This is a genomic window from Bradyrhizobium sp. Ghvi (assembly GCF_900115265.1).
Classification (GTDB): domain Bacteria; phylum Pseudomonadota; class Alphaproteobacteria; order Rhizobiales; family Xanthobacteraceae; genus Bradyrhizobium.
Genome location: NZ_FOVU01000003.1, coordinates 750,951 through 772,965, shown reverse-complemented (window position 1 = coordinate 772,965; position 22,015 = coordinate 750,951). Strand labels below are relative to the sequence as shown.

Here is a 22,015-nt window from a genome sequence, read left to right as displayed (position 1 = left end):
TAGCAATTTAAATATATTCTCTTTTGGTTCCACTGAGGAGCGGAGTACGTCGGGAATTACCGTACCAAGTCGCCCCCGGGTGTTCTGCTTGACGATGGAGATGCAGTTCCGGACGGAGGAGCGCGCCTGCCTCGAAGTGCGGCCGAATCCCGCTCCGAAATCAGATCCTCCACCAGGGCTTTCCCCTCTGCCGATGCCGATTGATAGGCGGCGACAAGAGCGGGGCGGAAACTGGGGTGTCTAGTCAGGACGATCTTGACGTCACGCTGCACCAGTTCGCGCAGTTCAGGCTCGCTTGCCCCTGAGACCTCGCCGAGCGCTACAGTCAGTCGCAGCGGCAGCAAGGCGAAGTCGTTTGGTGCTGTGTAGTACGACAGTTTCAGCAAGGCCGTGACGTCGTATTTCGCAGATTTCCGCTCCTTTGAGAGCGCCGCAAGCATAAGCCAAAGATCACCTCGTACTGGCGAGGACTGCAGTGCCCGTGCCAATACATCCAGCGCGGCCGGGTCGGCTCCGATCTCCGGCTTTGAGACTGCGGCTTCGTTCGCGGCGGGTTGCTGCGCAGAAACGAGCCTCCCGGGACGCAAATCGCCGTCACCGCGCAGTGAGCTCGAAAGCGGCCTTAGAAGGGTTTGTCGTACCGCTTGGTCGGCGGCAAGCGCTTCAACCGGAAAACCGCGCGGATACGACGGTCGAGCGAGCAGCCATAGCGTTTGCGCGATCAGGACGACGGCAACGCAGCCCAGTCCAATACGCACAGACGCGTCGCCAATAGCAAAAGTGCGTGTTGGCGCAGGTATCGGACCTGGACGATCCGGCTCACTTACGGATCGCGTTGATTGTGATGGCAAGGTCGCAGCGCCGGCATCACCTCGGCTTTGAGCAATCGCCAATCCGAACACGGCGGCAGCCAACAGCGATGCGCCCAATTCGAGAATACCGTCCTCGACGAAGGCTAGCATGGTTAGTGCAGCCGCAGCGCCGGACCCAATGGCGGCGTAGACGTAGTCACGCCTTCGCCGCAGTGAAAATCTGAACAGAGCCGCCGCGCTAAATACCGCAACTATCAAAAGGCCATACAGGAAGGTGTGGCCCATTTCGATCGCGATGGCAGCGGCAGCCGTCGGGCGCTCCTGCGACGATGCCGCGCCGACGTCGCGGTGAATCGGCAGCAGTGCCACGTAGGTCCCCGCGCCGGAGCCGGCTTTGCCCGTATTTTGCAACATCCGTTCAGTCGCCGCGACGTGATGCGCGGAGAGGGCAATCGCGAGATCGCTATTCTGCCTCACCGAAAGCAGGGTGAACGCCGCCAGATAGAAAACTGTGGCCGTGGCGAGCACACTCGCCATTCCCCAAATCCCGTAGAACCAGTTCTGGATCACGAACACGACGAGAACGAGTCCCACCCCGAGCAGTGCAGCTATTGTAATTCCTGTACCGTCTCCCGTGGCAAGAACCGCCGACAGGCAAAGAAGCGTTGCCAGGACTGTCAACGATAGGGTCGTCGCCAGCCGGATCGAGACCTGCCTCACTCGACGGCGTTCTTCAAACACCCGGGCCGTCATCGCTGCAGAAAGAGTCAGGCCCAGCACCGCCGGTACTGCGCCGGTCACGATCAGCACAGGAGTGTCGCGGAACGAGAGGCCGTCCGCTCCTATCGTGTGTTGTATCAACAAGTACGTACTGACGATTGCGGCGCCCGAGACTAGCATGGTGAGGAGCTGCCACGCACGCTGCTTGTCCAGCGCGACGACGGTCGCGACGAGCGCGAGGGCGACAGCAGTAGAGTAGTGTTGGAATGCCCGCATGGTTATGCCGGTGTCCACCGTGACCCTATCAGCAAGGGAGACATTCAGTGCTGCCGATGCGGTCGCCCATATCGGATTGCCGGAACCGCGGATAGGAATCGGAGCGAGTTGCAGGGCTATGCAGATTGCCGGTACAACGAGAATGACGAGGAGAAAGAGTGACAACCGCCGTACCAGTCGCGCGATTGTGGGAGATGAGGCGAAGACTGCGGTTGCCAGTACCGCGATCGCGAGAAGGGCAGAGCATATGGCTCGCGCTTGCGGGATATCGGGCATTGCAAAAGCCGTCGCGAGCGACACCAAGATTGCCAGCATCAGGAACCCGACGAGCATACAACCTCACCTTTCTGGCTTGGCGTTTCTCCGAAGGCTCAGATCGGCGGGCCTTCAACGCAGGGACTTCGATCGTGCATGGCGACAGCCCGCTCAGGAGCTCGAAAGACCATAGCGGAGATAGTGACTGTCATCATAGTAGTCGCTTCGGTAGGTGTCGTATTGCGCCATCGCCTTGATGTCAGTCTTGTTCAGCACTGCGCCGATCAGCGCGTCCGAGATCATTGGGGCGGTGTGCAGTGCATGCTGTACCACGTCGATCTTCGTGCGACCCCACTCGACGACGAGAACGTAACAATCGATCAGAGGAGCTGTGACCCGTACGTCGACAAGCGGACTCAGCGGCGGCAGATCGACGACGATATAGTCATAGCTTTGCCGCAGGCGATCGAAGAGCTTGCATATCGAGGCGTCGGACAGGAGCTCGCTCGAGTGAAGCACGGGGCTGCGCGGCGCGGCCGGAAGAACGGAAAGCGCCGTCTTCGGATCCCGCCATATCACCTCCTCAAGTGACCGATCTCCGTTCATGATCTCAATAATGCCATCCACGGCCTTAGGGACGAGACGGGCCGAGAGCGATGGATTTCGAAGATCGCAGTCGACAATGATCACCTTTTTCCCGCTGTGGCCGATGAGTTGCGCCACGGAAGCGGCAATCGTGGTCTTGCCTTCATTTGGTAAGGCTGATGTCACGCCAATCACCTGATTGGGCGTCTTCGCCGGGCTATGATCGATCGCAATCTTGATCGCTCGGATCGCCTCGGTATACCGAGAGAGAGGCATGCCCACGACGGCCCGATGAATGTCCGGTGCGGTCGAAAGTATTCGTTGGTTCGCGTCTTCCTGCGTCTGCTGCAGCCGGGCCGCCGGCCGTTTCTGTCTCGGCAAATTCAGGATCGGCACGAGTGACAGGCACGGCAGCTCCAACGCTGCCTCGAGTTGGGAGGACGTGCGGAAAACGCGGTCCATCACGTCCCGTACGAAACCGAGGAGCAGCCCCAGTGCGAGCCCCCCCAGAAGACCGAAGCTCAGCACGATCTTCGCTTTCGGCTTGCTCTTGGTTTGAGCGGCAGAAGCGGGGAAGATGATCCGGGTTTCCGAGATCGGGAAGCTTTCCTGCTGCGTCGAGCCCATGTACTGCTGAAGGAAGGTATCGTAGAGGCCCCGAAGGCTCTTCGCCCGACTTTCCAGATCTCTTATCGTCAGCTCCGCCGAGTTCGTGAGGCGCGACTGCGCGATGGCCACAGACAGCCGTTTTTCGATCTCTTCCTGTCGCTGCTTTGCAAGTTCGGCTTCGCTGCGGCTGATCTCGGAAAGTCTCTTGACCTCGTCCAGAATGGAGACGCGAAATTCACGCAGCCTGTTTCGGATGTTGACGACCGCCAGGTGATCGCGGCCGACGCGGGCGGTCAACTCGGCCTCACGTCTGGCGAGTTCGAGATACTGCTGGCGTAGCGACGTGATGATCGGACTGTTCATCGCATCGGAGCCGATGGCATCCAGATTGCTGATCGAGGACGGTTTTGCCGGGTCGGCAGCAAGGAGTGCTTCGTAGCGCGACAGCTTGGCGGCGGCCTCCGAACTCTGCGCGCGGGCGGTAGCCAGCCGGGTGTTGAGCTCCGTGATCTGCTGCTCGTCGATCGGCTTTCCGCCGGATGAAACGATGTTGTTCTGAGATTTGTAGGCCTCGACTGCACGCTCGGCGGTCAGCGCCTCCTCGCCGAGGCTGCGCAACCTTTCCCGCAGCCAGCCGGTTGCAGTTCGCGTGGCTTCGAATTTCGCCTCAAGCTGATCGTCGATGTAGGCCTTGGCAATTGCGTTTGCGATGTCGGCCGCAAGCGTTGGATCGCTCGAGGTGAACGCGATTTCGATGACGCGGCTATAGCCAACCCGGCCTGCAGACAGGCGATCCAGAAAGTTCGCAATCGCGGTTTCCGAGGGCTGTTCTGACGGAGCAGGTGGAGCACCTTCTGTCGATTCCGACCGCCACCTTCGAAGCCAGCCCGCCAACCAGGATCGCAGCGGTCGCGACTCCCTGAAGTCCTGGTGATCGGCCAATTTCAACTGTTTGATCACGGCCGCAGCGGTCGCCTGCGACTTGATGATCTGCAGCTGCGTTTCGATCTGGGTGACATCGACCATCGGTTCGGAGAGAAGCGACTGCTTCTGGAGGAATTGCGCCCTCGGGTTCTCGAGCAGGACCTGAACCTGCGCCGTATAGGCCGGCGAGACCAGCCGGAGGTATAGGAGGCTGGCGGCACCCACCAGGATGGTAGTGAAAATGATGACGAGGTATTGTCGCCTTATAAAGACGAGCGCCAATTTAATGAGCTCGCCGATGCCCGCGGCGCCCTGGCGATCCGACTGCATTGGCATGGAAGAGGGCGGACGTGCCCCATCTGTCTGGAGCGTATTGGTCTGAAGCATCGAACAATTCTCTCGGCTGTCGACAGTCGCGCAGGAGCGCACGGTCGTGGGCGACGATATAACCCGCGGCCGTATTTAAAATAATATATCTGATAATTTTTGTATTGCCAATTAAATATGGTTGGGTCATTAATTGTCGCAAATTAACTCGATGAGGGGTCGGCGTTCAATTAAACCCGATATTGTCGCGAACCGAGCGCGGGCGGACCTGATCCGCTGCGATGCTCGGTTGGGAGGACATCGGGAGGATTGGGCCGACCGTTCGGGCGCTAGCGCCGCTTATCGGAGCGTGCGGTCATGCTGGAAGTGCGAAGTTTGGCGATTCCGGATGTCAAGCTGGTCCGGTCGAAGCGCTTTTCCGATACGCGCGGCTATTTTTGCGAGACGTTTCGTCGCTCTGCTTTTGCCGAAAGAGGAATTTCTCACGATTTCATCCAAGACAATCAATCCTGCTCGGAGCGGGTCGGGACGGTTCGCGGATTGCACTTTCAGCAGCCTCCTTTCGCGCAGACCAAGCTGGTTCGCGTGTTGAGGGGAGCGATCGTAGATGTGGTGGTCGACCTTCGGCGGCGGTCGCCGACATTCGGTCGGCACGTCTCGGTCAAGCTGGATAGCGAGACTGACGAGCAGTTGCTCATTCCAAAAGGGTTCGCTCACGGTTTCTGCACGCTCGAGCCTCAAACCACCGTCTTTTATAAGGTCGACGAGATCTACTCTCCGGACCACGACGCCGGAATCTATTGGGCGGATCCCGAATTGGCCATCGAATGGCCGGTGAGAGCCTCGGCGGCCCAGCTTTCACCGAAGGATCAAGCGCTTCCCCGCTTCGACCAGCTTGCTCCAGTGTTTGATTAGAGGGTGCGGCATGCGTGTTCTGGTGACCGGAGGAGCGGGATTTATCGGGTCTGCGGTCTGTCGACAGTTGGTGTCGGAAGCCGGTGCCTCGGTCGTCAATGTCGACAAGTTGACCTACGCGGCCAACTTGGCGTCGCTGGCATCCATCGACGGAACGAACCGCTATCGATTTGAGCAGCACGACATCTGCGATCAGGAGGCGGTCACTCGTCTATTCCACCAATGGGAGCCAAGCGCGGTCATCCACTTGGCGGCTGAGAGCCATGTCGATCGATCGATTACCGGATCGGCGACGTTCATCAATACCAACATCGTCGGGACCTACACTCTGCTGGAGGCTGCCAGGCGATATTACGACGGGCTCTCGGGTCCGCGGCAGAGACAGTTCAGGTTCATCCACGTGTCGACAGATGAGGTCTATGGTTCATTGGGTCCGACCGACTGCTTTCGGGAAGATACCCCCTATCGACCGAGTTCACCCTATTCGGCGAGCAAGGCCGCTTCGGACCACCTCGCGCTCGCCTGGTACAAAACCTATGGCTTGCCGGTGATCGTGTCGAATTGTTCGAACAACTACGGACCATTCCAATTCCCGGAAAAGCTCATTCCGCTAACGGTCCTCAACGCGATCGAGCACAAGTCGTTGCCCGTCTATGGCGACGGCAGCAATGTGCGCGATTGGCTTCACGTCGAGGATCACGCCGCAGGCCTGATCCGGCTGCTATTCGAGGGCAGAGCCGGAGAGAAGTACAATTTCGGCGGCGATAGCGAACGCTCAAACTTGGAGGTAGTCACGCAGATTTGTGACGTGCTGGATCGGTTGCGTCCAGGGCCGGCAGCGAGGCGATCATTGATCTCGTTTGTGCCGGACCGTCCGGGTCACGACGCACGGTACGCAATCGATGCGTCCAAAGCTCGCAGCGAGCTGGGATGGCGGCCGACGCGAAGCTTCGAACAAGGTCTCGCAGAGACGGTGGAATGGTATCTGGCCAGCGGCGCCTGGTGGGCGCGGGCTCGCAGCATGGTCTACGACGGCTCGCGTCTTGGTCTTCCAGCCACCCAACACTGAGGCTGCCAATGATCGAAGGACCGATTCTAATTGCTGGTCGAAATGGCCAACTGGGCAGCTGCCTTCTTGATGTCGCTGCTCTTCGCGGCCTGTCTGCAGTGGCCCTCGGACGCGAGGAGCTCGACCTCGAGGTCCGGGACGGGATCGACACGAGGGTCGCATCGATCGCTCCCTGCATGATCATTAATGCCGCGGCCTATACGGCCGTGGACCTCGCCGAGTCCGAGGTCGGAAAGGCCTTCAGCATCAATCGCGACGGTGCGGCTGCGTTGGCGGATATCGCATGGCAGAGAAACATTCCATTTGTGCACTTGTCCACCGATTTCGTCTTCGACGGCGCCAAGCGCGAGGCTTACGATGAAGCCGACGTGCCGGCGCCGCTGAACACATACGGTGCATCAAAGCTGGCCGGCGAGGCGGCCGTGTTGGCGGCACATCCCCTGGCAACCGTCGTCAGGTCATCCTGGATCTACAGCCCGACAGGCAGCAACTTCGTCCGGACCATGTTGCGGCTGGCCGAAACACGCACGATCGTAAGGGTCGTTTGCGACCAGCTCGGTAGCCCGACGTCGGCGGCGGATCTGGCCGTAGCGCTCCTGCAAATTGCAGAGCGGTCGCTCAGCGATGACCGCCGCATAGCGGCGGGCATTTTCCACGTGGCCGGCCAGGGAGCAGCGACCTGGCATGGCTTTGCCGAGGCAATCTTCGATGGTTTATCCCGTCGGGGAGGGCGGCCGCCGTCGCTGGAAGCGATCACCACAGCGCAGTACCCGAGCGCTGCGCGCAGGCCTGTAAACTCGCGCCTGGACTCGTCCAAAGCGGAACGCGTGTTTGGAATTCGATTGCCGGCCTGGCGCCAATCTCTCGAAATCTGTCTCGACCAACTTGTGGGAAGAGGGGAATCCGATGCTGAAGGGAATAGTCCTGGCGGGCGGCAGCGGAACGCGGCTCTACCCGATCACACGTGTGGTCAGCAAGCAATTGCTGCCCATCTATGACAAGCCGATGATCTACTACCCGCTGTCGACGCTAATGTTGGCGGGCATTCGTGAGATACTGATTATCACGACCCCGGCGGACAGGTCGCAGTTCGAGCGATTGCTCGGGAACGGCAGCCAGTGGGGAATCAGCCTCAGCTATGCCGAACAACCCCGCCCCGGTGGGCTTGCGGAGGCGTTCATCGTAGGCGCCGACTTCATCGGAACCGATCGCGTCGCGATGGTTCTCGGAGACAACATCTTTTTCGGCGGCGGCTTGCGCGAGCTTCTCGCAAGAGCCGCGGCCCGCGACGAGGGCGCAACCGTGTTCGCGTATCATGTGCGCGATCCTGAGCGGTACGGCGTGGTGACGTTTGATGATGCGGGCCGCCCGCTACGGATCGAGGAGAAGCCGAAAACGCCGGCATCGAACTGGGCCATCACCGGTCTGTATTTTTTTGACAACCGGGTTGTGCGGTATGCTCGCCGTGTCGAGCCGTCGCCTCGGGGAGAGCTCGAGATCACCGATCTGCAAATGCGCTATCTGGCGGCCGGCGCTCTCCATGTCGAGCGCATGGGACGGGGATTCGCATGGCTGGATACCGGCACGGTCGAGTCGCTCATCGATGCGGGGATGTTTGTGCAAACGCTTGAAAAGCGGCAGGGCATGAAGGTCGCTTGCCTTGAGGAGATCGCCTTCCGGCAGGGCTTCATTGATCGAAAACAGCTTCTCGGGTTGGTTCAACCGCTGGAGAAGAGCGGTTACGGCAAATATCTCACTGAAATCCTGCTGTCCGGATGACGTATTCCATCGTCCGGCTTCTAGTTAATAACATTAAATTGCATATTAAGCTGAATTGACTGAAATAGTTTTTTTAAATTAAATTTATTGCTTGAGTGAGTTTCGGGAGGCGGGCCATGCTGAACCAAAAGGCGAGCGTCTTTTATCGAGGGGCAACGCCCTTCCTCTCGGAAGAAGGTGATTTCGGCCAAACAAATCCGGTCTCGGGCCGCCGCCCGTTCTTCTGGAACGCGACCCTCGGCAATCTGCCGCCGTGGCCGGCGTTTGGAATTCCGCCGGGCGACGGACCGAAGCGCGATCAAGGCACGGTGCCGCCGCACTCCAAGACCACGCGTTGGATCGAGCCAAACGGTGGCTATTGGAATCTCGCTGCGAGTTGGAGCGCCGGGCTCCCGGATACCACGAGCGCTGCGCTCATCGATACTTCGGGACCCGACCTTGTCGAGACCAGGGCCAGCCCGTCTGTCAGTGGAGGTGCCACGTTTCCGCTCTGGGCAGGACCCTCATCCGTCGTAGGGAGTGACGGGGTCACCAACGGCAATATGAGTGACGGATCGGCCGGCGGAAACGCGACTGCTGCGGCGGATCTTAGAGCGACCGTCGGCGGGCAGAAGGTCTTCACGATTCCTGACAAGGGGACCCTCGAGCTCGGGGGGGCGGCTTCCGGGCAATTCTTGCGCGGCTCATTCTCTGGAGTAACCGTGTTATTCGACACGGAAGCCGGCACGCTCATTCTCGATCACGCTGCGCAATTCCGCGGAGTGATTGGAAGTTCATCACCGGACCAGCCGCTTTCAGCCGGCGACCTCATCGATCTCAGAGATTTTGCCTTCACGCCGACGATGTCGGCATCCGTTCGCTACGACAGCGGCCCGAATATCAGCACGGTCGATTTCAGTAACGGAGCCGACAACGTCAGCTTGCGGTTTTCCGGGAACGACGCCAACTGGACGTTTGCCCCCGATGGGCAAGGCGGCACCATCGTCGCGGATCCAACCACGAACCCGATCGTGCTGGAGAACCAGAAGCCGGGCACTCCCCAGAGCATCTGGCAGATCAATCCGGGACAGGATTCGACGAAGATCCAGGGGTTCACGACGGCGATAAGCACCAATCTCGGCGGCACCGTTCAATTCAAGATCAACAATCAGACTGGAACCTCGAACTACCACATCGATATCTATCGGCTGGGTTATTACGGAGGCGACGGCGCGACACTTGTCACCACCCTGCAGCATCAGGCGGCAACTGTCGTTCAGCCAGCTCCGTTAAAGGACGCATCGACCGGCCTGGTCGACGCCGGCAACTGGAGCGTGACCGACTCCTGGGCTGTGCCAACCAACGCGACGTCCGGCGTCTATATCGCCAACGTCATTGACGGCACGCAGATTTTCCAGATTCCATTCGTCATCCGTAACGATGCGTCGCATAGCGGGATCGTATTTCAGACGTCGGATCAAACCTGGGAGGCCTACAATCCTTGGGGCGGCGCCGATCTGTACGCCGGCAACGGACCTGGTATCAACGGATCCGCTTATGCCGTGAGCTACAACCGTCCCATCACGACACGTGACGGCGGTCTGTTCGGCACCTCCAACGATATGCTGTTCTCGGCGGAATATCCGGCTATCTATTGGCTGGAGCAGAACGGATACGACATCTCTTACATTTCCGGCATCGACGCGGCGACCAGCGGCTCGCTCCTGCTCAACCACCAAGTCTACATGGACGTCGGTCATGACGAATACTGGACCGACAGTCAGGTCTCCAACGTCCAGGCGGCGGGCCATGCCGGCGTCAATCTGATGTTTCTGAGTGGCAACGAGGTGTACTGGCAGACGAGACTGTCGACCAGCATCGACCCCAGCCACACTGCCAACCGGACGTTGATCACGTACAAGGACACGCACGCCAATCAGCTGATCGATCCGACCGGAACGGCAACAAGCACATTCATGGACGCGCGTTTTGCGTCAACCGGAGGCATGGCAGGGATCCCTTCCAATGCCCTCACCGGGACCGTGTTTCAGGTCGACTCCGACCGCACCGATATCATCCAGATTCCGTACGGCGAGACGAAACTGCGCTTCTGGCGCAATACGTCGGTCGCCAATACGCCCTCTGGCCAAACCGCCTCGCTCGTACAGAACCTGCTCGGTTACGAGTGGGATTCATCGCCTGACAACGGCTTTCGCCCGGCTGGACTGGTCGATGTCTCGTCGACGACACTGCAGGTGAATACCGATCTTTTGGACTACGGCAACACCACGGGCAACGGAACGGCAACGCATAATCTCGTCGAGTTCCGCGACCCGGTCAGCGGCGCCCTGGTTTTTGGAGCTGGTACGGTGTTCTGGTCGTGGGGCCTTGCCTCCGACCACGACCAGGTGACGGGCTCGGCGACGCCGATTGATCCGAATGTTCAGCAGGCGACGGTCAATGTGCTCGCCGATATGGGCGTGCAGCCCGCGACGCTGCAAGCGAGTCTGGTAATCGCTTCCCAATCGACTGATCGCACGGCCCCGACCTCCACCATCACGAACGTCTCGGCGACCAGCATCCCGGAGAGCCAGTCGGTTACCGTCACAGGAACGGCCAGCGACGTGGGGGGCGTCATAGGCGGCGTTGAAGTCTCGACCGACGGCGGAAAGACGTGGCACCCGGCCACCAGCAGTGTTGGCACCGCAAATGTGACGTGGTCTTACACCTTCACCTCCGGTGCTACCGGCCAGTACAAAATCGAGAGCAGGGCGGTGGACGACAGCCTCAATCTCGAAACGCCCGGCGCGGGGGTGACTTACACCGTCACGCCATCGACGAACCTATCGATTTTCAGTCCGACGGACACGCCGGCGGTCATCACGACGAACGATGCCGGCGCCGTAGAGCTGGGTGTGAAATTCGTGCCCGCGGTGTCGGGCGACATCACCGGCATCCGCTTCTACAAGGGGCCGCAGAACACGGGGACGCATCTTGGCGATCTCTGGACGACGAACGGCACGCTGCTTGCGAGCGCGACGTTCACCAACGAAACCGCGAGCGGCTGGCAACAGGTGAATTTCGCGACACCGGTCCATGTGCAGGCCGGGGTCACCTACATCGCCTCCTATCACACGAATACCGGTGAGTACTCCACGACCGACTTCTATTTCGACAATGCCGGCCATACGCGTGGCCCGTTGACGGCCACGGGCAGCGGCCTCAATGGCGTCTATGCCTACGGTCCCGGACCGCTCTTCCCGAACACTGTTTCGAACATCAAGGCTGACAACTATTGGGTCGATGTCGTCTTCAGGGACACCACCCAGCAACCACAGGCCAACAATGACACCGGCTTCAACGTAACCGAAAATGGTGTGCTGAACATTCCGGCGTCGGCGCTGCTCGCCAATGATACGGATCCGGCCGGCCTGTCGTTTTCAATTACCAGCGTGAGCAGCCCTGTCAACGGGAGCGTCAGCTACAATGCCCAGACCCAGACGGTGACGTTTACTCCGACTGCGAATTTCGCCGGACCGGCGAATTTCTCCTACACGATCACTGACACGAGCGAAGCCAGCGGAACCGGCCAGGTTTCCGTCAATGTCAACTATCCGGTTTCCGCCCAGAGTCTGTTCGCCACCACCGACACGCCGAGCGTGGTCAATTCCGGTGATACGAGTTCCGTCGAGGTTGGAGTCAAATTCACCGCCTCCGTAAATGGGACGATAACAGGTCTGCGCTTTTACAAGGGATCAGCGAACACAGGTACTCATGTGGCGCATCTCTGGAGCTCGACCGGAACCTTGCTCGGCACCGCGACTTTCAGCGGTGAGACTGCCAGCGGCTGGCAACAGGTCAGTTTCTCGGCCCCGATCGCCATTACCGCGGGCACCACGTATGTCGCTTCCTATCACACGAACGGCAACTATTCCGACACTCAGAACTACTTCACGAGTTCGGTTACGAATGGCCAGCTGAGCGCTCCAGCGGCCGGAAATGGAGTCTACGCCTACGGATCCGGCGCGCCATTCCCGACCAACGTCTACAAGTCCAGCAACTACTATGTCGACGTTGTGTTCAATGGCTCCTCCAGCACCAACACGCCGCCGACAGCGGTCGCCGACACGGCCGACGCCACGGAGAAGGGCGGCGTCAACAATAGCACGGGCGGCTCGCCCGCCACGGGAAACGTGCTGACCAACGATACCGATCCGGACGCCGGAGACACCAAGACCGTGACGGCGGTCAGTTTCGGCTCGACCTCCGGTACGCTCGGTCAAGCGCTGAACGGCGCGCACGGCAGCCTGGTGCTCAGCGCCACGGGGGCCTTCACTTACACGGTCAACGAGACTGATCCCGCCGTACAGGCCTTGCGGCTCGCGACCAACACGCTGACAGACGTCTTCAACTACACGATGCGCGACTCCGCGGGCGCGACATCGTCGACCACGCTCACCATCACCATTCACGGCGCCAACGATGCGCCGGTGCTGGCGATCCAGACAGGCAATCAAACGGCAACCGTTGGCTCGACCTTTACGCTGACCCTGCCCGTGGGCACCTTCACCGATGTCGATTCCGGCGATTCGCTGACCTATACCGCGACCTCTGCCGATGGTTCGCCGCTTCCCTCCTGGTTGACCTTCAACGGCTCGACACGGACCTTCAGCGGAACACCGACATCCGCGAACGTCGGCACCCTCAGCGTCAAGACAAGCGCGACCGATCTAGGCGGTCTCTCTTCGAGCGAGACGTTCAATATTGTCGTGACGACGACTGCGAATTCTCCGCCAACCGCGGTCGCCGACACGGGCGACGCGACCGAGAAGGGCGGTGTCAACAACAGTACCGGCGGCTCACCCGCCACGGGAAACGTGCTGACCAACGACACCGATCCCGACGCGGGCGACACGAAGACCGTGATTGCAGTCAGCTTCGGTTCGACTTCCGGCACGCTGGGCGCGGCGCTGAACGGCGCGCACGGAAGCCTCGTGCTCAACGCTTCAGGCACCTTCACCTATACGGTCAACGAGACGGATCCCGTCGTGCAGGCGCTGCGGCTTTCGACCGACACGCTGACGGACGTCTTCAGCTACACGATGAGCGACGCCGCCGGTGCGACTTCGTCGACCACGCTCACCGTCACCATTCACGGCGCCAATGACGCGCCGGTGCTGGCGATCCAGACCGGCAATCAAACGGCAACCGTTGGCTCGACCTTTACGCTGACCCTGCCCGTGGGCACCTTCACCGATGTCGATTCCGGCGATTCGCTGACCTATACCGCGACCTCTGCCGATGGCTCGCCGCTTCCCTCCTGGTTGACCTTCAACGGCTCGACACGGACCTTCAGCGGGACACCGACATCCGCGAACGTCGGCACCCTCAGCGTCAAGACGAGCGTGACGGATCTGGGCGGTCTCTCTTCGAGCGAGACCTTCAATGTAACCGTAAGCACGGCTCCCACGACGGTCAGTCTGTTCTCGAACTCCGACACGCCGGCGACACTGTCGGATTCGGATGCCTCGCAGGTCAATCTCGGTGTGCGATTCTCGTCGTCAGCGGCCGGTACGATCACCGGAATCAAGTACTACAAGAGCGCTAACGACACAGGCACGCATACCGCCTCGTTGTGGAGCAGCACGGGAACGCTATTGGCGAGCGCAACGTTCACGAATGAAACCACCAGCGGATGGCAGACGGTCACATTCAGTAGTCCTGTGTCCATTTCGGCAGGCACGACCTATGTCGCGAGCTTCCATAGCAATGGCCACTATACTGACACCGCGAGCTACTTTACGACGGCCCATACTAACGGCCCGCTCACGGCTCCGTCCAGCAACAATGGTGTGTACACCTACGGCACGAGCAATCTGTTCCCGACCAGCACGTTCAACGCTACCAATTATTGGGTGGACGTGGTGTTCAGCAGTTCCAGCAGCGGCACCAACCAGCCACCGATTGCGAACAACGATAGCGGCTTCGACGCGACCCAAGGGGTTCCGCTGAGCATCTCAGGTGCGTCGCTGCTTGCCAACGATACTGATCCGAATGGAGATCAGTTGACGATCACAGGGGTCAGCGGAGCCGTTAACGGCACCGTCAGCTTCAGCGCCCAGAACAATACGGTGACGTTCACAGCGCCGAACAACTACACCGGGCCGGCCTCGTTCAACTACGCGATCTCGGACGGCCGGGGTGGGACGGCGAGCGCAAGTGTGGCCGTGACCGTTCACGCGCCGTCAGCAAGCACCGTAAGCCTGTTCAGTTCGAATCCGACGCCCAGCGTGGTGACGGTGAATGATCCGAACTCGGTTGAGCTCGGCATGAAGTTCCAGGCGTCCACCACTGGCGACATCACGGGGCTGCGCTTCTACAAGGGACCATCCAATATCGGCACTCACGTCGCCGATCTCTGGAGCAGCACCGGGACCCTGTTGGCGACCGCCACGTTCACCAATGAGACGGCGAGTGGCTGGCAACAGGTCAATTTCGCGACGCCGGTTACCATCACCGCGGGCACGACTTATGTCGCCTCCTACCACACTGCGGGAAATTACTCTGACGATCCGAATCTATTTGCCAGCTCGGTCACCAACGGGCCATTGACCGCCCCGTCATCCGCGTCCAGCGGCGGGAACGGCGTCTATGCATACGGATCCGGGAGCCTCTTCCCCACCAACACCTTCAACGCAACGAGCTACGCAGTTGACGTCCTCTTCAGGCCGCAGCTCGCAGCATAGGAGAACCGCAATGCATGCCGAGATCTATACCGATGGGGTGGACGAGGTCACGATCGGCGGGTCGATCGTCCGGGTGGACCTGTTCAGCCTTTCGCCCACGGAACGTGACGCCAACAACGCGCCCAAGAAAGTCTTTCGCCAAAGGCTGATCTTCTCCGCGGAGTCGTTCGCGAACTCCGTGGAGGTGATGCAGAACGCGCTTCAGGGGCTGGTCGACGCCGGCGCCGTCCAGCGCTCTCGGCCCAGGACGCCGATGGCCGCGCCTCAGGCCAGCACGCGAGTCGAGCCCGCCCCGCCAGTTTCGGACAACTCACGATCGCCAAATGTCTCAACCAACTTCCGTTGAAATTGAGCAATGTGAACCGGCACCGCTTTCGTCGGAGGACGAGCCGCGTCGGGCTGCTCAAACCGCACTTGAATGCCTGTCGAGGGTCGCTGCCCATCACGGTATTGATCTGCCGTCCGAGCGCCTGCGGCACGCCTACGCTGTCGACGAGACCGGCATCTCGACCGACCTCTTGCTGCGCATGGCCGATGATGCGGGCCTTCGCGCCCGCGCGGTGCAACTCGATTGGGAGGCGATATGCCGGCTCGGCGAAGCCTATCCGGCCCTTGTTCAGCTCTCGAACCGGAACTGGGTCTTGGTCCTCGGCGCGAGTCCGGAATGCGACGCTGTAACAGTGTTCGATCCGCTGGCCGAGCGGAGGGACGAGCACCTGCTGGTCGAAGCGGACCGGTTTTGCGCCAGATGGTTCGGAACGGCTGTTCTGGTCAAGCGCGAGAGCATTCCAGCGCAGGGCCAGAGATCCTTTGGGTTACGCTGGTTCGTGCCCGAAATGCTGCGTGAGTGGCGGTTGTTTTCCGACGTCGCAATTGCTGCGGTGTTCCTGTATGCGCTGGGGCTGGCGCTTCCGATCTTCTTTCAACTCGTCATCGACAAGGTTCTAGTCCACGAGAGTCTCACGACACTCTACGTGCTCTCGGCTGGCGCGATCCTTGCGCTCTGCTTCGACGCAATATTCAACTTCCTGCGACGCTACCTGCTGCTCTATGCCACGAACAAGATCGACATCCGGGTCGCGACCAGGACGTTTCGGCATCTTTTGGGGCTTCCGGTAACCTTCTTCGAGCGCATCTCGGCCGGCGTCCTGGTGAAGCACATGCAGCAGGCCGGACGAATCCGCGAGTTCCTGACCGGCCGACTGTTCCTGACTGCCTTGGACGCGCTTTCGCTGTTCGTCTTTCTGCCTGTTCTGGCGCTCTACAGCATCAAGCTCACATGCGTCGTGCTGGCCTTCACCGCCACCAGCGCGAGCGTGATTGCCATTCTGATGGGACCGTTCCGACGGCGGCTCTATCAGCTTTATCAGGCGGAGGCCGGGCGCCAGGCGCTCCTCGTCGAGACCGTGCACGGCATGCGAACGGTGAAGTCGCTGGCCATGGAACCAAGCCAGAACAGGACATGGGACGATCGTTGCGCGCAGGCGGTATCGATGCGGTTTGGCGTCGAAAAAATCTCTGCCGGCGCTCAGGCGTTGACCGGCTTCCTCGAGAAGATGATGACGCTCGGCATCGTGGCCTTGGGCGCGCTCGACGTTTTCGCCGGCGAGATGACGATCGGCGCACTGGTCGCCTTCAACATGCTGGCGGGACGGGTTTCGGGACCGCTGGTGCAGATGGTGACCATGGTGCATGAGTATCAGGAAGTTGCGCTGGCCGTTAAGATGCTCGGCGAGGTCATGAATAGGGAGCTGGAACGGGACGATCATCGCGAGGGCCTGCGGCCCGACTTCACCGGCCAGATCGAGTTTGAAAACGTTACGTTCCGCTATGGCGAGGATGCGCCGGCCTTGGACGAGGTGTCGTTCTCAATCGCGCCCGGTTCGATCTTTGGAATTGTCGGCCGGAGCGGTTCTGGAAAGACGACGCTGACGCGGCTCATTGCAGGGATGTATCCTGTGCAACAGGGATTGGTTCGGATCGACGGTCACGATTCGCGCGAGATCGATCTCACTCATCTGCGGCGGAGCCTGGGGGTCGTGCTGCAGGAGAATTTCCTGTTCCGAGGCACGGTACGCGAAAATATCGCATGCGTGAGGCGGGACGCCACATTTGAGGAGGTCGTCCGGGCAGCTCAGCTTGCCGGTGCCGACGAGTTCATTGAGCGATTGCCGAGGGGATTCGATACCATGCTCGAAGAGCAGGCGTCGAACTTGTCAGGCGGGCAAAGGCAGCGGCTTGCGATCGCGCGAGCCTTGATCGTCAACCCGCGTATCTTGATCCTCGACGAAGCCACCAGTGCACTGGACTCCGAGAGCGAGGCGATCATTCGGCGCAATCTGCGACGTATTGCGGAGGGGCGAACCGTCATCATCGTATCGCATCGGCTTTCGATGCTGTCGGACGCAAGTCAGATTCTGGTGATCGACCGTGGGCGGATCGTCGATGTGGATCGTCACGACGCGCTGCTGTCGAAATGCACCTTCTACAGGCATCTCTGGAGCCAGCAGACGAGGCATGTCGCATGACCGCGACTGAGAAGACCAAGATTGAAGCGGCGCCGGGCAGATTCGGGCTTCCGCCCGTTTCGCGGACGCGACGCCGGCTCATGAGATCCGCGCCCGCAGGTTCTCGCGTGGTCGCGCAATTTCAGTCTGACGCAGCCGAGATTGAGCTGCAGACCCCACCGCGTGTGGGGCGGATCACGCTCTACTGTGTCGTCGGCCTGATCGTTGCGGCGATCACATTCGCATGCGTGTCTCGAGTTGATATGATTGTGACGGCACAGGGTAAGCTGATCACAACGCGTCCGAACCTGGTCGTGCAGCCGCTGGAAACCTCGGTTATCCGGGAGATTCGCGTCAAGGTCGGCGACGCCGTTAATCGCGGCGACGTTCTCGCGGTCCTCGATCCGACATTCTCTCAGGCCGATCTTGCCCAATTGCGCAGCCGTCTGGCGGGCCTCGACGCTTCCATCGACCGGCTTCGCGCCGAGCTGGACGGGACGGACTACGGCCTCGACGAGACGCTTAACGCCGACCAAGCTCTGCAGCGAAGGTTGTTCCTCCAGAGGAAAGCGGCTTACGACCTTCAGATCCAGAACTATGACGCGCAAATTGCGTCCGCACAGGCCAATCTGAAAACGGCACAGAACGAGGAACTGGTTCTGACCCAGCGGCTGGACACGATGCAGTCCATTGAAGCCATGCGAAATGCGTTGATGGCTAAGGAGGTCGGTTCAAGACTGAACTTCCTGCTCTCACGGGATGCCCGGTTGGAGGTCGAAAGCAACCTGGCGCGAGTTCGTGGCAGCATCGTCGACAACACGCATCGCCTGGAAAAAGCCCGTGCAGACCAGAAGGTGTTCGCCGCCGAGTTTCGCCGCGCTGCCTATCAAGAATTGGTCGAGGCGTTGCCAAAGCGCGATGGCACTGCCGAAGAACTCAAAAAGGCGGAACTCCGCCGGCAACTGATCGTGCTGCATGCGCCGGCGGATGCGGTGGTGCTCGAGATCGCCAATCGGACGGTGGGTTCGGTGGTGCGCGAGGCCGAGACCTTGTTTGTGCTGGTTCCTCGGGATGAGGCGCTACGTGCGGAGGTCAATGTCGATGGCAGGGATATCGGGCAGGTGGCGGTCGGGCAGGTCGTACGAGTGAAGTTCGAGGCATTTCCATTTCAGAAATACGGCACCGCTACTGGCGAGGTCGGAGTCATTAGTCAGGACTCGTTCTCGCCAGAGGCGAAGGCCGAAGGTGCGCGCCGGTCGTCAGCTCCCTATTACCGCGTACTGATCGATCTGCGGGACACGCACCTTCGGCTGCCGTCCGAGCGCGTTCAATTGATGCCCGGTATGGCCGTCACCGCCGAGCTGAAGGTCGGACAGCGGACGGTGATTTCGTATTTCCTCTATCCGCTGCTTCGCGGTCTGGATGAAAGCATCCGGGAGTACTGAGTCGGATTTACCATGGTGCGTTGTCGATGATGATCAGTCCGAATTCCAATGTGAAGCTCATCGTGCCCCCTCCTGCGAAGGTTCCGTCGCCAAACTCGCCTCTGGTGAACTATGCGCTCAGCGGGCTGGAACGCTGCTGGTTGCCGAGGGAGCGCCGTTGGTCGCACATCTATCATCTCGACGGGCGGGCTTCGCCGAACGAGTCGCTGCCGCACAGCGACGTGTTCTATACGCTCAACGTCTTGCTTGGGATGTCGCGGGTCGCGAAACTTCCGGAGGATATTGATCTCCCAGAGATCTTCCATCGAAATGCGATGAGCCTCACCGCGCTTCCCGTGCGGAAATATGCGTTTGGCATGGCCTTATGGGCCGCCGCCGAGCTCGGCCTTCCCATTCCGGAGCAGGTGAGATTCGAGTTGAAAGCGATTCTCTCGGATGACTCGCGGTGGCGAGCGTTTCGGGCCCAGGACCTCGGCATGCTGCTGACGGGAGTCATCGCGCAAGCCAGGGCGGGCGAGAGCGAGTGGCTATGCTTCGCCGCTCCGCTCTATCGTTTCCTGAAGGAGCGCTTCCATAGCGAGTCCGGACTATTTTTCGATGCGCCGTCTGGTTTCCGCCGCCGCTTTTCGTCATTTGCGACGCAGACCTATATTACCATCGCTTGCTATCAGTACGGCGAATTCACCGGAGACGTGTCCGCGCTCGTCATGGCCGATACCTGTGTGCGCAATCTGATCGCGCTTCAGGGTCCCCAGGGTGAGTGGCCGTGGTTCTTCGATGCGAAGAGTGGCCGCGTCCTCGATTTCTACGAGGTCTATTCAGTCCATCAGTATGGAATGGCTCCGGCGCTACTAGAATGGGCCGAGCGCTTTGGACGACGGGGAGCGCGGGATGCCCTGGTCAAGGGATTCAACTGGGTGTTCGGTCACAACCAACTGGGCCGGACCATGCTTGTGCCGGAGCTCAGCCTGACGATCCGTTCGCAGGTTCGCAAGGGTGAATTGACAACGAAGACGCCGCGTGCGCTACGCGCGCTCAAGAACGCCTGGCTCGGAACCGGAGACCAGCTGACCGACGGCGCTGACGTGGACGTTCGGCGTGAGTGCCGCAGCTACGAACTGGGATGGATCCTGTGGTCGTTCGGCCGGCGTAATGACTTGTCGGAGCTCACCAACAACGGTGTCTTTGGTGGCGTCTAATGGAACTCTCGTTTTGCTAACGATTCCAGGCGACCGCTTGCCGGCCTCGCAGGTGCGAGAGCATTGTCATGGCGCGGTGGCTGCGGACAGCACACAATACCGCAATTGCCTTAAGGCGGACGCCACCACCATGCAGGCGATCACTGGTTAGCACAGTCACGGCGTTTGGGGCGAGCGACGCGAAGATGAGAAACGCTTGTGCAATCCAGCGCAATTGCCAAGCAGGTTTACGTTCCGCCATGTTGCGATAGTGCGCGATATGTCGGTCCCATTTGGCGTAGAGTTCCTGGAGTGAGCGCCGAGCCGGATGGAAGACGATCATTTCAGGAGTGTATCGGAATCGAAGTCCCGCGCGCAACGCACGCTCTCCCCACTCCATATCTTCGGCTATATCAATACCTGCAAAAGGCCCAACGCGATCGAAGTCGCGGCGAAGTACCGCCATGTTGCCAGTACCGGAATAACCGTGGCGCTCGATATAGAGCTTGAAGCGATAAGCAAAGACGCTCTCGTAAGCCGCAATTGCATCAAGCTCCGCATCGTCAGGCCGCCAAATGCGAACATCGCCGCCGAGAACCGTGCCAGCTGGCGACATGGAAATCCATTTTAGGACGCTGCTCAGCCAGTCCTGATGGGCTCTGCAATCGGCGTCGATGAAGGCGAGGATCTCGCCTTTGGCAGCAGCAACGCCCGTGTTCCGCGCCGGCCCCGGACCCGGACGTAGTTCGCGCTCCAGCCTTACGTCAGGATGGCTTGCAAGGACGTCCATCGGCGATATCGCCGAGCCATTGTCCACCACGATGATCTCGAACAGGTCCCGGGACAGGGTCTGTGCATCCAGGCTTCGCAAGCAGGCTTCCAGAGCCTCCGCCTGGTTGAGGTGGGGAATAATTACCGAAATCATTATTTAATTTCCCCCGGTGCGTTGGGAGTCCATCGGCGCCGTAACCGCCATTCTACGGCCGCTGGAAACCGCGCATTTAATCCTTGCAATTAAATATTTGCAATTTATTATCGTTATTATAATCTTAAATGCAAGTTAAACAAAATTGCATTTTGGAGGGTCGATTCAAATGCGAGCATCGTTCCTGGCGTGCCCCATCGACCTGCTGACTATGGCGGAAACCGTAGAGCTGGCGTGCGGCGCCATGCGCAGCCGCCGACGACTGCAGCACGTGGCGCTGAACGTCGCCAAATTCGTCAAGATGCGATCCGATCCCGTGCTCGCGGCCGATGTCGCCAACAGCGACATTGTCAGCATAGACGGCATGGGGATTCTCTGGGGCGCTCGAGCCGTCGGGCTTCCGGCAACGTCGCGAGTCACCGGCGTCGATCTCCTGGCCGAACTACTCGCGGTGTGTGCGCGGGAAGGTTTCAAGCCGTATTTCCTGGGAGCCACCCAAGCCGTGCTGCACGAGGCAATGCAACGCGCACGCGGGAGACATCCCTCACTTGTCTTCGCGGGCTGGCATGACGGCTACTTCAAACCCGCGCAGGAGAGTGACGTCGTTCGGGATATCCGATCCAGCGGGGCCGATTGTCTCTTCATCGGAATGCCGACACCTCGGAAGGAGCGCTTTCTGGCCGCCCACCGCGATGATCTCGGCGTACCTTTCATCATGGGCGTGGGTGGCGCGTTCGATATTCTTGCAGGCACCGTTCGACGCGCACCAGCGCAGATGCAGAGGCTGGGCCTCGAATGGCTGTATCGCATCTATCAGGAACCCGGACGGATGTGGTGGCGATACGCCACGACAAACACGCTGTTTGCGAGGATCCTGGCGCAAGCGCTCATCAAGCAGGCGATTCAGCATACGCTGGGCGCGCCGGGTTCCGTGCCGCCGGGCCCGAGCCGGATCGGAGGGTGA

Annotated in this window: 13 protein-coding genes; 10 read left to right on the top strand and 3 right to left on the bottom strand. The window is 60.2% G+C overall.

What is annotated here, in order from left to right; all coding sequences use genetic code 11:
• Window positions 1-56 precede the first annotated feature (56 nt).
• Both BM374_RS14840 and BM374_RS14835 read right to left on the bottom strand, forming a co-directional pair.
• Complete coding sequence (locus BM374_RS14840; protein WP_092293232.1) at window positions 57-2,141, bottom strand: hypothetical protein; 2,085 nt, start codon at window positions 2,139-2,141, stop codon at window positions 57-59.
• Between the two features lie 93 nt (window positions 2,142-2,234).
• On the bottom strand, window positions 2,235-4,568 hold the full coding sequence (locus BM374_RS14835; RefSeq protein WP_092293230.1) for a polysaccharide biosynthesis tyrosine autokinase: 2,334 nt from the start codon (window positions 4,566-4,568) through the stop codon (window positions 2,235-2,237).
• A 297-nt stretch (window positions 4,569-4,865) separates the two neighbouring features.
• Between BM374_RS14835 and rfbC the strand changes: the two genes are divergently transcribed.
• The 9 genes from rfbC (at window position 4,866) to BM374_RS14790 (ending at window position 20,147) form a co-directional block, all read left to right on the top strand.
• A complete protein-coding gene (rfbC, locus tag BM374_RS14830) occupies window positions 4,866-5,423 on the top strand; it encodes a dTDP-4-dehydrorhamnose 3,5-epimerase (protein ID WP_092293228.1) in 558 nt (185 codons plus the stop codon).
• A gap of 10 nt (window positions 5,424-5,433) precedes the next feature.
• A complete protein-coding gene (rfbB, locus tag BM374_RS14825; RefSeq protein ID WP_092293226.1) occupies window positions 5,434-6,492 on the top strand; it encodes a dTDP-glucose 4,6-dehydratase in 1,059 nt (352 codons plus the stop codon).
• Window positions 6,493-6,500: 8 nt separating this feature from the next.
• The gene (gene rfbD / locus BM374_RS14820) at window positions 6,501-7,490 is read left to right on the top strand and encodes a dTDP-4-dehydrorhamnose reductase (RefSeq protein WP_092293224.1); all 990 of its coding nucleotides are present in this window, start codon (window positions 6,501-6,503) and stop codon (window positions 7,488-7,490) included.
• Entirely contained in the window at window positions 7,399-8,271 is an 873-nt protein-coding gene (rfbA, locus tag BM374_RS14815; RefSeq protein ID WP_092293222.1) for a glucose-1-phosphate thymidylyltransferase RfbA, read from the top strand. The genes rfbD and rfbA overlap by 92 nt, the downstream gene beginning before the upstream one ends.
• A gap of 116 nt (window positions 8,272-8,387) precedes the next feature.
• On the top strand, window positions 8,388-14,996 hold the full coding sequence (locus tag BM374_RS14810; protein ID WP_244552595.1) for a DUF4082 domain-containing protein: 6,609 nt from the start codon (window positions 8,388-8,390) through the stop codon (window positions 14,994-14,996).
• Window positions 14,997-15,006: 10 nt separating this feature from the next.
• Window positions 15,007-15,342: a hypothetical protein gene (locus tag BM374_RS14805; protein ID WP_092293220.1), complete on the top strand. Its 336-nt coding sequence runs from the start codon at window positions 15,007-15,009 to the stop codon at window positions 15,340-15,342.
• Window positions 15,320-17,524 (top strand): peptidase domain-containing ABC transporter, encoded by a 2,205-nt coding sequence (locus BM374_RS14800; protein WP_092293218.1) that lies wholly within the window; start codon window positions 15,320-15,322, stop codon window positions 17,522-17,524. Before BM374_RS14805 ends, BM374_RS14800 begins: the two co-directional genes overlap by 23 nt.
• Window positions 17,521-18,948: an HlyD family type I secretion periplasmic adaptor subunit gene (locus BM374_RS14795; RefSeq protein WP_244552594.1), complete on the top strand. Its 1,428-nt coding sequence runs from the start codon at window positions 17,521-17,523 to the stop codon at window positions 18,946-18,948. Before BM374_RS14800 ends, BM374_RS14795 begins: the two co-directional genes overlap by 4 nt.
• Before the next feature lie 26 nt (window positions 18,949-18,974).
• Window positions 18,975-20,147, top strand: coding sequence for a hypothetical protein (locus BM374_RS14790; protein WP_244552593.1), 1,173 nt, complete (start codon window positions 18,975-18,977; stop codon window positions 20,145-20,147).
• A gap of 16 nt (window positions 20,148-20,163) precedes the next feature.
• On the opposite strand, the gene BM374_RS14785 is transcribed toward BM374_RS14790, so the two are convergent.
• Window positions 20,164-21,051 carry a glycosyltransferase family 2 protein gene (locus BM374_RS14785; protein WP_092293216.1) on the bottom strand — a complete coding sequence of 296 codons (888 nt, stop codon included), beginning with the start codon at window positions 21,049-21,051 and terminating at the stop codon, window positions 20,164-20,166.
• A 169-nt stretch (window positions 21,052-21,220) separates the two neighbouring features.
• Between BM374_RS14785 and BM374_RS14780 the strand changes: the two genes are divergently transcribed.
• Window positions 21,221-22,015 carry a WecB/TagA/CpsF family glycosyltransferase gene (locus BM374_RS14780; protein WP_092293214.1) on the top strand — a complete coding sequence of 265 codons (795 nt, stop codon included), beginning with the start codon at window positions 21,221-21,223 and terminating at the stop codon, window positions 22,013-22,015.